We start from the raw sequence: 14,727 nt of genomic DNA, 5'->3' as shown, positions 1-14,727 counted from the left end.
TTACGTAAAATAAGTTAATTGGAATCGGTTTTTAATCACTTCCTGAATATCATTTATTGGTTGGAAATCGTTTTTAAGTTTTACTTTATCTAACTTCGATAACTCACTTAAATTCAAATACCTACCATCGGATTCACTTTTCAAACCTTCTTCTGTTCTAAACTTTAATAATTCAGCAAAAGCATCACCACAAGCTTCATAAATTGGAGCGTTTTGCGGTTCTAATTCAGCTAGTTTTGCATATCTCGAAATGGTATTGGCTGTGTTTTTAATTCCTTTACTCAATGATAAAATTCGTGCAGCATCAATCAAAGGCATTAAAGCTCTTCCTTTTAAATCGAAAGTATCTTTGTGTTCGCCATCGCTTTCTACTAAAAACTGACGGAAGAAACCTAATGGTGGCGGATTTTTCAATGCATCTGCACCTAAATAGGCAAAAAACAACTGATTTTCATGAGTTTCTTCGTGAATTGTTTTGGTAATAGCATCTACTAAAGTTTCATTTCCGTACACAAAATCGTAATCGAAGAAAATGGTACACATCAGAATACCTTTTTCACCCGGAGCTGTAATCCAACCTTTAAATTGATTTTGCCAATCGCTAACCGATTTACACCAAAGCGGATTGCTAGCCATCATTTCGGCAGGACAATATTCGTAACCAACTTTATTAAGTGTTTTAGTTACTTTTTCAGCTAATTCGATAAAATATTGTTTAACAGTATCGTATTTATCTTCTGGAACATCTTCAAAAACAATGGCATTATCTTGATCCGTTAGTAAAAGTTGTTCTTTTCTACCTTGACTTCCAATGTTCATCCAAGCAAATTGGGCTGGAGGAGGAGTTCCTATTTTTTCAATAGCTAATTCGATAGCACGTTTGGTAATCGCTAAATTAATTTCGCCTACAATAGAACCAATATGATTAATAGGTACATTTTTATCTAACGAATGCTGAATCAAATCGGCTAATTTTTCCCTAACTTCTTTTAAATCAGCTGATTTTTGTGCGCGTTTTGATTGTTTTAAAAGTACACCAGGATTGTTTGCTTGAGCCACTACAATATCGTGTTCGGTAATAATTCCAGTAATTTCAGAATCAGTAGAACCATCTTTTGTAACACATAAATGCGATACATTATTCTTAAGCATTATAATTTGTGCTTCAGCAATAGACAAGTTGTCAGCTACTGTAATTACAGGAGAAGACATAATTTTATCAATCGTAACATCAATAGAATAAAGTCCGGTTGCTATTTTAGAACGCAAATCTTTATCAGTTACAATTCCGATTGGTTTTCTATTTTCGTGAATAATCATACTTCCAATTTTGCTACTCGACATAGTTTGTGCAACAAATTTCACAACATCATTAGGAGAAGCAGTTATCGGATTAGAAGTATATTTTATGGGTTGGTAATACTGAATCTCAGAGCTTTGGTCATTGTAAATAACGTTTTCTGAAATCAATTTACCTTTGTTATTTTTATCGTATGGATTTCTAGTGTTAGATGCAAAACTCTCTAATAAGAAGCTTAAAACTTCTGGATTTGCAATTACATAAGGTTTAAATGTTTCAATAGGAATAGCATAAATAATACTTTCTTCACGAGCTTTTGCCGTCATTAAGTAATTATTCTTAGCAAAAAAGGGTCTCAAACCTAAAATATCGCCTTCATCACATTTATCTATTAATACATCATCAGCATCAGAAGTTACAGATAAACCAACAGCACCAGAAGCTACAACATAAAAAAAGGAATGCGTAGCATCATTAATTTTGAATAAAGTTTGATTTTTTTCTAAGTAAATTACTTGGCATGTTTTAGCAATCTCTAATAAGTTTAGATAGGATAAACTTGAAAAGGGTGGATAATGCTTTAAAAAATCGGTGATGCGTTCGGCAATAGGGTTTTTCATAAACACTGTTAATTTATTAAACGAAGATACAAAGTTTGTTTGGCTTATAGAAGTAATTGTTTAAATTTTCTATTTTACATAATGTATATTATAAGTCAAATATGAATTACTTCAAAATTTGTTAAAATACTACTCAAAACGTTTGTTTAAAACTATGAGAAAGTTTAGTTTTGCATTCTATATTATTACGAATCATGGAAAACAGACAAGCCCTTAAATTAATCGAAAAGATTCAGAAAGAATTATTTAAAGATAATTTTGAAGTTTCTGAAATTGTAACCGATTTAAAAAAACTTAGAGAGATTACTTTAGAACTAAATAATCCAGTTGTAACTAAAGCATTACGTTTAGCCTACGAACATTTAGAAAATAATAATGGATTTTTTATTGGTATTCCAGATGATGAACCAATTGACAGCAAAGATGCTGAATTAGAAGTGAAAATTTCAGATGAAAATAATGTAGAAAGTTTCAATTATTTCCTATCATTATTAACTGATTTAGAAAAGAAAAATAATGTTTTAGACTTAAAAGAATATAACAAAGCGTTTTTAGCTTACTAAGTCCTAAATTCTATTTTACATAATATAAATCGGTAAAAGTATTTACCGATTTTTTTGTTTTCCTTAACGCTATTATTCTAACAAACTAACTAATTTTGTAGTAAATATAATTACCCAATGTCTAAAGTAAAAAAATCGAGAGTAAAACTACTACATCAATACTATAAATATACTGGTTTCTATTCCTTTATATGGCAAGGTGTTAAAAGTGCTATATTGCCAACTGTAATTGTAGTTGCTGTTCTTTTTTATGTCAATTACAAGGTAATCAACCTAAATGAAGGATTATTATATATTACACAAAACTTTAGTGATTTATTCATATTTGGTGTTTTCCTAGCCTCTGAAAGCGTTTTAGGATTAATTCCACCAGATATTTTTATCGCTTGGACAAAAAATACCGAATCACCACTACTCTACTTATCTATTTTAGCTTTTTTATCGTATTTAGGCGGAGTAATTGCTTATTTTATGGGAATGGCTATCGTGGCAATTCCTTCTGTAAATAAGCATTTATATGGCAAAATGTCTAAACATATTATTAATATGCAAAAATGGGGCGGATTTTTAATTGCTGTTGGTGCTTTACTTCCATTACCTTTTGCTATTGCTTGTTTGGCCGCAGGAATGATTAATTACTCAAGAAAACACTTCTTCTTGTTTGGTTTACTTCGCTTTTTTAGGTTTGCTATTTATGGATTTGTAATATATTCTGCTTTATCATGATGAAATCATTTAGATCAATTGCTCTTTTAGAAGGTATTTCTACTCTTGCATTATACTTTTTTGCAATGCCAATGAAATACATTGCTGGTGATCCTATTTATGTAAAAAACATAGGAATGGCTCACGGTGTTCTTTTTATGTTATATATTGCTTTTGCAATTTTGAATAAAAATCCTCAAAAATGGACACTTAAAGAATTTGCTATCATTTGTTTAGCATCTTTATTTCCGTTTGCAACTTTTTATATTGACAAAAAATATTTACAACCTAAAGAAGTGTAAAACTTGAAAATCTTTAACTGGGCATACGACATATTTAAAAGTCTTAACTTTAGTGATGATGTTTCTTCCTATTTAAATTTGGGAGTAAATATTATCATATTAGTTGTTGTATCCTATATTTTAGATTTTATATTTAAAAAGGTATTTATTATTATTCTAGCTATTGTTGCAGCAAAAACAAAATCCTCTTTTGACGATTTTTTAGTAGCAAACAAAACCGCAAAATATTTAGCCCATTTACTGCCGCTTCTTTTTATTTATAAAACTGTACCAGTAATCCTAAAAAAATTCACGTATTGGGAAGATTTTTTTGAAAAAGGAGTAAAAATTTACATCATTATACTTTCACTTTGGATTACGCGAAGTATTTTCAATGCGTTGAAAGATTATTTAAAACAAAAGCCTCGTTTTAGTGACAAACCAATTGATAGTTACATTCAAGTAATTATGATTGTTTTATGGATTTTCGGAATTACTTCCTTTGTATTGATAATGTTTGATACCAATGTAAAAACATTAGTAACTACTTTCGGAGCCATTTCTGCCTTAATTTTCCTTATTTTTAAAGATACAATTCTTGGTTTTGTAGCCAGTATTTCGGTTTCTGTGAATGATATGGTTCGAATTGGCGATTGGATTACAATGGATAAATTTGGTGCCGATGGTGATGTTATTGAGATTAACTTAGCAACTGTAAAAGTTCGTAATTTTGATAATACGACTACGACTATTCCAACCTATAGCTTAATATCGGATAGTTTTAAAAACTGGCGTGGTATGTTAGATTCGGATGGAAGAAGAATAAAACGCCATATTTTGATAAAAGCTAATTCGGTTCGATTCATTCAATCAGAAGAATTAGAAAATTTCAAAAAAATACAACATTTAACAGCTTATATAGAACATCGTCAAGCGGATATTGATAAATACAATGCCAATAACGGAATCGATAAATCTGTAATTGTAAACGGAAGAAATCTAACTAATTTAGGCTTGTTTAGAAAATACATTAATCAATACATTCAATCTCATCCAGGAATTAATAAAGATATGCACATGATGGTGCGTCATTTACAACCTACAGAAAAAGGAATTCCTTTAGAAATATATTGTTTCTCTAAAGATAAAACGTGGCTCAATTACGAACACATTATGGCGGATATTTTTGATCATATCATGGCTTCAGTTGCACATTTTGATTTAGAAATTTTCGAATCCATAACAAACCAAAAAAATAATAATTAGTTAATTTAGACAAACTTATCTTACATAAATTGTAAAATAAAACATAAAAAGACTACTTTTGCTCCCCAAATAATCATAACAATGAAGAAAATTATTTTTATAGCTACACTATTAGTAGCAATAACAGAGATTAACGCTCAAGAAACTAAAATTCAAAAAGAAACCACTTCTTCTGAATTCAACAAATGGTCAATCGATGTTAACGCTGGATTCAGCAAACCAACTGCTCCATTTTCAACGAATTATTATTCAAGTAACACAAATTTTATCCATGGTGACTTAGGTGTTCGTTACATGATGAATAATAAATTTGGTCTTAAATTAGACTTTGGTTTAGATTCATTCAAAAATGATTCAGAAAGTTTTGAATTTGAAGGTAAATACTACAGAACAAGCATTCAAGGTGTTGTAAACTTAGGTAGAGTTTTAAATTTTGAAGATTGGACTAATACAATTAATCTTCAAGCGCATTCGGGTGTTGGATTTTCATTCATGACTAATGATAATTTTGAAGGTAACGATGATATGACTAATTTCATATTAGGATTAACAGCACAATTCAAATTATCTAATAGAGTGGCTTTAAATGCGGACTTCTCAATGATTAACAATGTAAACCAACAATATACTTTTGATGGTATTGAAGAGCCAGTTGTTAAAGAAGATAGAGGTTTTAATAGTACTATTTATAACGCTAGTATTGGTTTATCTATATATTTAGGAAAACATGGAAAACACGCGGATTGGGTTACTTCAAACTCTAAATTAGACGAATTAGAAAGAAGAGTTACGGAATTAGAAACAAAACTTTTAGATACAGATAAGGATGGAGTTGCAGATTATTTAGACGAAGAAAAAAATTCAGCTCAAAATGCAATTGTTGATACAAAAGGAAGAACTATTGATGGAAACAATAATGGTGTAGACGATAAGGTTGAAGCTTATGTAGATGGTAAAACTAAAGTTACGCCTACTGAAGGTCAATCTATTGAAGACATGATTAATGGTGGTTACATTACGGTTTTATTCGACTTTAATTCTTCTAAACCAACAGCTGATTCATACAGTGCAATCAATTTTGTTACACAATACTTAAAATCAAATCCAAATTCAAGTGTTGAAATCGTTGGATATGCAGATGAAATTGGAAATTCAGAATACAATAAAACACTTTCTGCTTCAAGAGCAAATTTCGTAAAAGATGTAATTACAAAAGCAGGAATTAATGCTTCAAGATTAACCGTTGCAGGTCAAGGAGAAGATACTTCAGTTGACGCTTCATCTGCAGATGCAAGAAGATTAGTTAGAAAAGTAATTTTCAAGTTGAAGTAATTAACAACTGATTCTTAATAACTTAAAATAACCTTCAATTTCTTGAAGGTTATTTTTTTTAACTTTAATACAAAATAATTCACTTTATTATGAAAACGAAAGACGAATCGCTTTTAGAAATTAGAGGGGCAAGTATTGGTGTAATTACCGAACAATCAAGTTCCGAAGAAAAGTTTCAAAATCAGACATTGCGACCTATTTTGAAATTCCAAAATGAATTGTTTATTGAAGTTTTTAGAAATTACGCTGTCAAACAAAAAGGTGTATATTTCACACTTTCTCCAGAAAAGAAAGAAAATTACATTGAAAACGCTATACAACGCGATATTAAATTCCGAAATTCATTAAAAGGAATTGTTTTTGGAATGTTTACCGTTTCGGAATACAAAGAATACATTCAAAATTCATCTAACTTAAACAAAAGAATGATGAATTTACTAATTGAACGCTTAAAAAGTCAAATTCAGATTATTTAATAAATCGATTCTCCATTCAAATCGGTGCTCAATACTTCGCTCATATAATCGAAGAAAGGTCGCATGGCTTGGAAAGTAGCTAAAACTTCTTCTTGAAAATTAGGAGCCAATACTTCTTTATCCGAAAAGTTTCGAGTCAATAAATATTGCTTTTTACGAATCAAATCAATAGCTGGATGCGTTTTATCGAAACCTTTTGGCGCTGTTTTTAACTCCTCGCCTTTCAATTCTCCAAAGAATTTCTTGAATGTTTCATCAGCTATGATAGTCCTGATTTCTTCATCATCCATTTCAAATTCTTTACGAATGCGATTCAAATCGGCAGCATTTGGTTCCCAAAAACCGCCACCTACAAAACTTCCTCCAGGTTCAATATGCAAATAATAACCGCCACGAAGCATGGGTTTTGTTCGAGTGAACCCAACGCTGAAATGATTTTTATAAGGCGCTTTATCTTTTGAAAATCGCACATCGCGATAAATTCTAAAAATTTGAACGCGTTCAATACTATCAATCTTTCCCAATTGCTCACCAACCGATGTAAAAAACGATTTAGCTAACTTTTGTTCGGTTTCAAAGGCTTTTTTATTAGCCGCAAACCAATCGCGGTCGTTGTTTTCTTTAAGCTGCGTTAGGAATTCTAAGGTTGATTTTTGTAGCATATTCTTTATTTTTTCAATCGGTCTTCAATAAATTCAATTTGAGTTTTGCCATGTGGTTTTGGTTTTCCATCTTCACCTAAGTTGACCATCGTAATGTTATCAATCGTGATGATTTTTTCACGGGTCATCATATTACGAACTTCACATTTCAATACTAACGATGATTTTCCAAAGTGCGCCACATCCAAACCAATCTCAACTATATCTCCTTGTTTGGCGGCACTCATGAAATTAATTTCACTCATAAACTTGGTTACCACTTTAGGATTTTCCAATTGTACAATCGAATACAAAGCAGCTTCTTCGTCTATCCAAGCTAATAATTTACCACCGAATAAAGTTCCGTTGGCATTCAAATCTTCGGGTTTAACCCATTTTCTCGTATGAAATCGCATCTTGAATTTTTATTTTAAAGGTAAGAATTTTTGGAGAAATTTGGATATATTTGAGAAATCATTTAAAAAACATGAATAAAATACTACTTCTAGTTATTATAACTTTAACACACATTTCTGGTTTTTCTCAAGACTACAAATTTAACAAGCTATTTACTTATCAATCTTCCTTACAGAAAGAACCTAGAAACGTTTATTGTAATTCTATTGATAAAAATATTTTTCTAGAAATTAGAAATGACGTTTATGGATTATATGCGTCACTTACAGATTTGAATAAAAACGAATATCATAGATTTAAAATTGATACCACAAGAGTAGAAAATAATCTTCATCTAAATTTTATATATGAATATACTAATAAGATTAAAACTTATGAAATTGGAAATCAAACATTTGAATATGAAATAATTACAGAAGATTCTATCCAGTCAAAGGGTTTTATAAAAATTTACAAGGACAAGAAAAAGAAAAAAATGGTTAACAAACATGGTATTACTGTTTTAAAAGGCGACATCAACTATTTCAATATTTATAGATTTATGTGTATTCATCCTTATGAAAATAGTAAAAATCTTAATATCGAAATGGGAGGAATTGTAAAAAGCACGACTTTTTTCAATGGAGAAATAAATGTTACGGTTGAACTTAATTCAGTTGATGAAGCCAATATTAATGTTGTTGTTCCAGATAATAAAATTATAAAAACTTTCTCTTTTTAAATATTTAAAAAACTTGTTTTTGTAAATATTCCTAAACGAAATTGATTTTCAAAGTATTTGTTAAAAACAAAATATAAAACCTTATTTCTCCCTTCCCTTCAAAACATCCACAACATCTTTCAACTGAAAACCTTTCGCCTGCAATAAAATTAAGTAGTGAAACAATAAATCGGCACTTTCAGATAAGAACAAATCGTTGTTATTGTCTTTGGCTTCAATGACTACTTCAACTGCTTCTTCACCGACTTTTTGTGCTATTTTATTAATGCCTTTTGCAAATAATGAGGCAACATAACTCTTTTCAGCATCGGCATTTTCTTTGCGTTTTGCAATTGTGTTTTCTAATTTTGATAAAAAGCCAAAATCTTGATTATTAGCTTCTTGCCAGCAAGTATCTGAACCTGTGTGGCAAGTTGGACCAGCAGGTTTTACTTTTACTAAAAGGGTGTCGTTATCACAATCTTCTTTAATAGAAATCAGTTCTAAGAAATTGCCACTCTCCTCGCCTTTTGTCCATAATCGGTTTTTAGTACGACTGAAAAAAGTTACTTTATTGGTTGCCAACGTTTGGTCTAATGCTTCTTGGTTCATGTAGCCCAACATTAAGACGTTTTTGGTTTCGCTGTCTTGAATGATGGCTGGGATAAGGTTGTCTGGAGTTTTGTTGAAATTGATATTCATAGTTTTATTTTTAAACATATAAGTCATATAAGTTGATTCGTTAAATTGAGTTGGTCTTTAAGTTCATAAAAGTTACACTCTAATTGCAATATTTTGATTCTTTAAAAACTGTTTTAATTCTGGAATTTCGATTTCTTGATAGTGAAAAACACTAGCTGCTAAAGCGGCATCTGCTTTTCCGATGATAAATGTTTCCGCGAAATGTTCCATAGTTCCCGCACCACCAGAAGCGATAATGGGAATGTTTACAATTTCGGATAACTTGGCTAAAGCTTCATTAGCGAATCCATTTTTAGTTCCGTCATTATTCATGGAAGTGAACAGAATTTCACCAGCACCACGTTGCTCTACTTCTTTTGCCCAATCAAATAAATTCAATTCTGTAGGTACTTTTCCACCAACTAAATGTACAATCCAATCGCCATCAATTTGTTTGGCATCTATAGCAACAACCACGCACTGACTTCCGTATTTTGCTGCAATTTCATTAATCAAGTTTGGATTTTTAACAGCTAAGGAATTGATCGAAACTTTATCTGCGCCATTACGAAGCAATACATCCACATCAGCAACTGATGAAATGCCACCACCAACCGTAAATGGAATATTAATCGCAGCAGCAACCTTTCGAACCAAGTCGATTAAAGTGGCGCGACGTTCTTCTGTTGCGGAAATGTCTAGAAAAACAAGTTCGTCAGCACCTGTTTCTGCATATTTCTTTGCCAATTCTACTGGATCACCAGCATCTTTTAAATCCAGAAAATTGACACCTTTAACGGTTCGCCCGTTTTTGATGTCTAAGCAGGGAATGATTCTTTTTGTCAACATGATTTAGTGATTAGTGATAAGTAAATAGTGATTAGCTTTCCAAACTTTTCACTATTTCCTTTTCACTTTTTACTTATTAATAATATAGTTTTCTAATTGCTTTAAAGTAATTCTGCCTTCGTAAATGGCTTTTCCGATGATGGTGCCTTCGCAACCTAATTCGGCTAACTTGGGCAATTCATCGAAAGTGGAAATTCCTCCAGAAGCGATTAGTTTTAATCTCGACTCCGCTCGATTTGACAAATCGGAATCTAAAATTCTTTGGTATAATTCAAAACTTGGGCCTTCAAGCATACCGTCTTTTGAAATATCGGTACAAATTACGTATTGAATACCTTCTTGTTGATAACTTTGAATAAAAGGAATAACTTCTTCTTTAGATTCTTCTAACCACCCTGAAATAGCTACTTTTTCATTCATAGCATCAGCTCCTAAAATGATTTTATCTGCTCCGTATTGCTGAATCCAACTTTTGAAAACCTCTGGTTGTTTTATGGCAATACTTCCTCCTGTAATTTGATTTGCACCATTTTCAAAAGCAATTTTTAAATCGGAATCAGATTTTAAACCACCACCAAAATCGATTTTTAAATTCGTTTTCGAAGCTATTTGTTCCAAAACTTTATAATTCACAATTCGACTTGATTTTGCGCCATCTAAATCTACTAAATGCAAATACTCAATGCCGTGTGCTTCAAATGATTTGGCTACTTCTAACGGATTTTCGTTGTATATTTTCTTCGTATCGTAATCGCCTTTAGAAAGTCGGACACATTTTCCGTCGATAATGTCTATGGCTGGGATTATTCTCATATCAATTTCAAGAGCAATTTCAAGCTCAAATTATAAGTTTAAAAAGTTTTTCAAAATTTGTTCTCCGAAGATTCCACTTTTTTCTGGGTGAAATTGTACTCCGAAAAAGTTTTCGCGTTGCAATGCCGTGCTATATTCGAGTTCGTAATTCGTAGTGGCAATTGTGTTATCAGATAGAGATGCATAATAACTATGAACCAAATACATGAATTCGTTTTCTTTAATTCCTTCAAATAATGGCGTTTTCAGATTATAAATCGTATTCCAACCCATTTGAGGCACTTTTACTTCTTGAGAAAATTTCACAACATTAACATCAAAAATTCCTAATCCGTTTGTGTTACCTTCTTCAGAATGTTTACACATCAATTGCATGCCTAAACAAATTCCTAAAACCGGTTGTTTTAATGTTGGAATTAATACATCTAAACCACTTTCTTGTAACATTTTCATAGCACTACTCGCCTCGCCTACACCAGGAAAAATAACTTTATCGGCTGATTTTATGGTAATCCAATCGTTCGTAACAATTCCTACAAAGCCAAGTCGTTCCAAAGCGAATAAAACACTTTGAACATTTCCTGCTCCGTAATCTATAATAGCTATTTTCATTACAACATTCCTTTGGTTGAAGGTAAAATCATTTTTTCTGTATCGCGTTTTACCGCTAATTTTATTGCTTTTGCGAAGGCTTTAAAAATCGCTTCAATTTTGTGGTGTTCGTTTGTGCCTTCAGCTTTGATATTTAAATTGGCTTTTGCGCCATCTGTGAATGATTTGAAGAAGTGAAAAAACATTTCCGTTGGCATTTGACCAATCATTTCACGTTTAAATTCGGCTTCCCAAACTAACCAATTTCTTCCACCAAAATCAATAGCTACTTGCGCTAAACAATCGTCCATTGGTAAACAAAATCCGTAACGTTCGATGCCTAATTTATTTCCTAAAGCTTTTGCAAAAACTTCTCCTAAAGCAATCGCAGTGTCTTCTATCGTGTGGTGTTCGTCAACTTCTAGATCGCCTTTTACTTGAATGTCTAAATCCATTTGACCGTGACGTGCAATTTGGTCTAACATGTGATCGAAAAAGGAAATTCCAGTGTTGATGTTGCTTTTTCCTGTTCCGTCTAAGTTTAAAGAGATAGCGATATCCGTTTCATTTGTGGTTCTGGAAATAGAAGCCGTTCTTTCATCCAATTTTAAAAACTCGTAAATTTTCTGCCAATCCATAGTTTGTAAAGCTATTACATTTTGTAATTCTTCCAATGAAGTTGCGATTTCATTTCCGCCCAAATTCTCTTCGTTTTTAATAAAAATCGCTTTTGAACCTAAGTTTTTTGCCAATTCCACATCGGTAATTCTATCACCAATTACAAATGAATTTTCCAAATCATATTCAGGATTATTCAAATACTTCGTTAACATTCCTGTTCTTGGCTTTCTGGTTGGAGCATTGTCTTCTGGAAAACTTTTATCGATAAAAATTTCATCAAATGTTACACCTTCATTTTCGAATGCTTTTACAATAAAATTTTGGGTTGGCCAAAACGTTTCTTCTGGAAAGCTAGTTGTTCCCAAACCATCTTGATTGGTTACCATTGCCAATTCAAAATCCAATTCTTTAGCTATTTTACTCAAGAATTGAAAAGCCTTTGGATAAAATTCTAATTTGGATAAACAATCTAATTGATAATTTTCTGGTTCTAAAACCAAAGTTCCATCTCTATCTATAAATAATACTCTTTTCGGCATTGTTGAAGGTTTTTAATAATTCAATAATTTGTTCGGTTTCTTCTTTCGTTCCAATACTAATTCGTAAGCAATTTTCGCATAATGGTTGATTGCTTCTGTTGCGAACCACTACTCCATTATCTATAAATTGTTGGTATCTGAAATTAGCATCATCTACTTTAATCAAAATAAAATTAGCATCTGATGGATAAATTTTTTCAACAAATTCACATTTTGAAAGTGCTTCAATTAACTTATTTCGTTCCACTAGTATCTTTCTAACTTGAGTTGACAAAGTGTTTTGCAATAATTTTTTCACCGCAGTTTCTTGCGATAAACCGTTGATATTGTAAGGAGGCTTAATTTTATTCAAAACCGAAATAATTTCTCTTGATGCATATAAAATTCCAATACGTAAACCTGCCATTGCATAGGCTTTTGATAAAGTTTGCGTAATAATCAAATTCGGAAAATCTTTCAAAACGGTTAACCAACTTACTTCATTTGAAAAATCAATATACGCTTCATCAATCACCACCAAACCCTTAAATTGATTCAGAATCTTTATTACTGCCGAATCATCAAAAGAATTTCCAGTTGGGTTGTTTGGCGAACACAAAAAGATGATTTTTGTATTACTATCAACTGCATTCAAAATAGCATCTACATTGGGTTGAAATTCTTCATTTAAAAATACTTCACGATTTTCAATAGCGTTGATATTTGCTAAAACGCCATACATTCCGTACGTTGGTGGCAATGTAATGATATTATCGCGATTCGGTTCGCAAAAAACTCTGAAAATCAAATCTAAGACTTCATCGCTACCATTTCCTAAAAGAATATTTTCTTTTTGAACGTTATTTTTATCCGCTATAATAGTTTTTAATTCTTTTTGTTGCGGATCTGGATAGCGATTCATTCCATTTGTGAATGGATTTTCATTGGCATCCAAATAAATCATTGGTTTGGTAAACTGTTCAAATTCATCACGTGCTGAGGAATAGGGACTCAGTTTTTTTACGTTTTCTCTGATTAGATTTTCTAAATTCATAGCTCTTATTTTAATCTTAATGTAACTGCATTTTTGTGTGCTTGTAAACCTTCGGCTTCTGCCATTGTTTCTATCGCTTTTCCGATGTTTTGAATTCCTTCATTTGATATTTTTTGGAATGTCATCGCTTTTAAGAAACTATCTAGATTTACACCGCTATAACTCTTGGAATAGCCGTTTGTTGGTAAAGTGTGATTGGTTCCTGAAGCATAATCTCCTGCGCTTTCTGGAGTATAATTTCCAATAAAAATCGAACCTGCATTTTGAATGCCATCAACGAAATAATCTTCATTCTTGGAACATACGATAAAATGCTCTGGACCGTATTCGTTAATTAACGATAAAGCTGTCTTTTCGGTTTCAACGAAGATTAATTTGGAATTATTAATAGCAACTTGAGCGATTTCTTGTCTCGGAAGTTCTTTTAATTGTTTGTACACTTCTTCTTCAACATCGTTTAAAACATTTTTATTGGTTGTAACCAAAATCACTTGGCTATCTTTTCCGTGTTCGGCTTGACTTAGCAAATCAGAGGCTACGAAACTTGGAATGGCTGTTTCATCTGCATACACTAGCAATTCACTTGGACCAGCAGGCATATCAATAGCTACACCATTTTGAGAAGCAAATTGTTTAGCTATCGTTACAAATTGGTTTCCAGGTCCGAAAATTTTATATACTTGTGGAATAGTTTCTGTTCCAAATGTCATTCCGGCAATCGCTTGAATTCCGCCCACTTTATAGATTTTAGTTACACCACATAAATCAGCAGCATACAAAATTGCAGAATTAATTTTTCCATTTTTATCAGAAGGCGAACACATAATAATTTCTTTACAACCTGCTAATTTTGCTGGAACTGCTAACATTAAAACCGTAGAAAACAAAGGAGCCGTTCCACCTGGAATGTATAAACCGATTTTTTGAATTGGACGTTTTTCTTGCCAACACGTAACTCCAATAGTAGTTTCAACTACAATTTTATCTGTTCTTTGAGCTGCGTGAAATTGTTCGATATTCGATTTGGCTAATTGAATCGCTTCTTTTAATTCGGCAGAAACTTCTTTTTTAGCTATTTCAATTTCTTCTGGAGTTACTTGAATATTTTCTAAAGTTACACCATCAAAGAAAGATGCATATTTTGCTATGGCTTTATCACCTTTTTGCTGTACTTCTTTGAAGATTTGCTTTACCGTTTCTTCAACATCTGAAAATGTTTGCGTTGGTCTTTTGCAAATTTCTGACCAAGTTTCAGGTTGTGGATTATATATTTTTTTCATAAGTCTATATTCTTAATTC

General features: G+C 31.8%; 17 protein-coding genes. 7 read left to right on the top strand and 10 right to left on the bottom strand.

Annotation, left to right across the window (positions count from 1 at the left end):
* On the bottom strand, nucleotides 1-1,920 hold the full coding sequence (locus C8D80_RS02215) for a DUF294 nucleotidyltransferase-like domain-containing protein (RefSeq protein ID WP_133606932.1): 1,920 nt from the start codon (nucleotides 1,918-1,920) through the stop codon (nucleotides 1-3).
* 194 nt (nucleotides 1,921-2,114) lie between these two features.
* Between C8D80_RS02215 and C8D80_RS02210 the strand changes: the two genes are divergently transcribed.
* From C8D80_RS02210 to C8D80_RS02185, 6 genes are all read left to right on the top strand, one after another.
* On the top strand, nucleotides 2,115-2,483 hold the full coding sequence (locus tag C8D80_RS02210; RefSeq protein WP_133606929.1) for a hypothetical protein: 369 nt from the start codon (nucleotides 2,115-2,117) through the stop codon (nucleotides 2,481-2,483).
* A gap of 117 nt (nucleotides 2,484-2,600) precedes the next feature.
* On the top strand, nucleotides 2,601-3,209 hold the full coding sequence (locus C8D80_RS02205) for a YqaA family protein (RefSeq protein ID WP_133606927.1): 609 nt from the start codon (nucleotides 2,601-2,603) through the stop codon (nucleotides 3,207-3,209).
* On the top strand, nucleotides 3,206-3,490 hold the full coding sequence (locus tag C8D80_RS02200; protein WP_133606924.1) for a DUF3817 domain-containing protein: 285 nt from the start codon (nucleotides 3,206-3,208) through the stop codon (nucleotides 3,488-3,490). Before C8D80_RS02205 ends, C8D80_RS02200 begins: the two co-directional genes overlap by 4 nt.
* A 3-nt stretch (nucleotides 3,491-3,493) precedes the next feature.
* Entirely contained in the window at nucleotides 3,494-4,735 is a 1,242-nt protein-coding gene (locus C8D80_RS02195; RefSeq protein ID WP_133606922.1) for a mechanosensitive ion channel family protein, read from the top strand.
* A gap of 81 nt (nucleotides 4,736-4,816) precedes the next feature.
* Complete coding sequence (locus C8D80_RS02190) at nucleotides 4,817-6,067, top strand: OmpA family protein (protein WP_133606920.1); 1,251 nt, start codon at nucleotides 4,817-4,819, stop codon at nucleotides 6,065-6,067.
* Between the two features lie 89 nt (nucleotides 6,068-6,156).
* On the top strand, nucleotides 6,157-6,543 hold the full coding sequence (locus C8D80_RS02185) for a glyoxalase (protein ID WP_133606918.1): 387 nt from the start codon (nucleotides 6,157-6,159) through the stop codon (nucleotides 6,541-6,543).
* Here C8D80_RS02185 and C8D80_RS02180 read toward each other — a convergent pair.
* On the bottom strand, nucleotides 6,540-7,205 hold the full coding sequence (locus C8D80_RS02180; RefSeq protein ID WP_133606915.1) for a DUF2461 domain-containing protein: 666 nt from the start codon (nucleotides 7,203-7,205) through the stop codon (nucleotides 6,540-6,542). The two genes, C8D80_RS02185 and C8D80_RS02180, sit on opposite strands and share 4 nt — an antisense overlap.
* Nucleotides 7,206-7,210: 5 nt before the next feature.
* Nucleotides 7,211-7,600 (bottom strand): acyl-CoA thioesterase, encoded by a 390-nt coding sequence (locus C8D80_RS02175; protein WP_133606912.1) that lies wholly within the window; start codon nucleotides 7,598-7,600, stop codon nucleotides 7,211-7,213.
* A gap of 71 nt (nucleotides 7,601-7,671) precedes the next feature.
* Here C8D80_RS02175 and C8D80_RS02170 point away from each other — a divergent pair, with 71 nt between their 5' ends.
* Nucleotides 7,672-8,322, top strand: a complete 651-nt coding sequence (locus C8D80_RS02170; RefSeq protein ID WP_133606909.1) for a hypothetical protein — start codon at nucleotides 7,672-7,674, stop codon at nucleotides 8,320-8,322.
* 81 nt (nucleotides 8,323-8,403) lie between these two features.
* Here C8D80_RS02170 and hisIE read toward each other — a convergent pair whose 3' ends face one another.
* The 7 genes from hisIE to hisD form a co-directional block, all read right to left on the bottom strand.
* Nucleotides 8,404-9,003 carry a bifunctional phosphoribosyl-AMP cyclohydrolase/phosphoribosyl-ATP diphosphatase HisIE gene (gene hisIE, locus C8D80_RS02165; RefSeq protein WP_133606906.1) on the bottom strand — a complete coding sequence of 200 codons (600 nt, stop codon included), beginning with the start codon at nucleotides 9,001-9,003 and terminating at the stop codon, nucleotides 8,404-8,406.
* 72 nt (nucleotides 9,004-9,075) lie between these two features.
* Entirely contained in the window at nucleotides 9,076-9,831 is a 756-nt protein-coding gene (hisF, locus tag C8D80_RS02160; RefSeq protein WP_133606903.1) for an imidazole glycerol phosphate synthase subunit HisF, read from the bottom strand.
* A gap of 69 nt (nucleotides 9,832-9,900) precedes the next feature.
* Nucleotides 9,901-10,644 (bottom strand): 1-(5-phosphoribosyl)-5-[(5-phosphoribosylamino)methylideneamino]imidazole-4-carboxamide isomerase, encoded by a 744-nt coding sequence (gene hisA / locus C8D80_RS02155; RefSeq protein ID WP_133606900.1) that lies wholly within the window; start codon nucleotides 10,642-10,644, stop codon nucleotides 9,901-9,903.
* A gap of 30 nt (nucleotides 10,645-10,674) precedes the next feature.
* Nucleotides 10,675-11,256, bottom strand: coding sequence for an imidazole glycerol phosphate synthase subunit HisH (hisH, locus tag C8D80_RS02150; RefSeq protein WP_133606898.1), 582 nt, complete (start codon nucleotides 11,254-11,256; stop codon nucleotides 10,675-10,677).
* Complete coding sequence (hisB, locus tag C8D80_RS02145) at nucleotides 11,256-12,395, bottom strand: bifunctional histidinol-phosphatase/imidazoleglycerol-phosphate dehydratase HisB (RefSeq protein ID WP_133606895.1); 1,140 nt, start codon at nucleotides 12,393-12,395, stop codon at nucleotides 11,256-11,258. The genes hisH and hisB overlap by 1 nt, the downstream gene beginning before the upstream one ends.
* On the bottom strand, nucleotides 12,367-13,428 hold the full coding sequence (gene hisC / locus C8D80_RS02140; RefSeq protein ID WP_162845023.1) for a histidinol-phosphate transaminase: 1,062 nt from the start codon (nucleotides 13,426-13,428) through the stop codon (nucleotides 12,367-12,369). Before hisC ends, hisB begins: the two co-directional genes overlap by 29 nt.
* 5 nt (nucleotides 13,429-13,433) lie before the next feature.
* Nucleotides 13,434-14,708, bottom strand: a complete 1,275-nt coding sequence (hisD, locus tag C8D80_RS02135) for a histidinol dehydrogenase (RefSeq protein WP_133606890.1) — start codon at nucleotides 14,706-14,708, stop codon at nucleotides 13,434-13,436.
* Nucleotides 14,709-14,727 lie beyond the last annotated feature (19 nt).

Source organism: Flavobacterium cheniae, assembly GCF_004363695.1.
GTDB lineage: Bacteria > Bacteroidota > Bacteroidia > Flavobacteriales > Flavobacteriaceae > Flavobacterium > Flavobacterium cheniae.
This window is presented reverse-complemented; position numbering and strand designations above follow the sequence as displayed.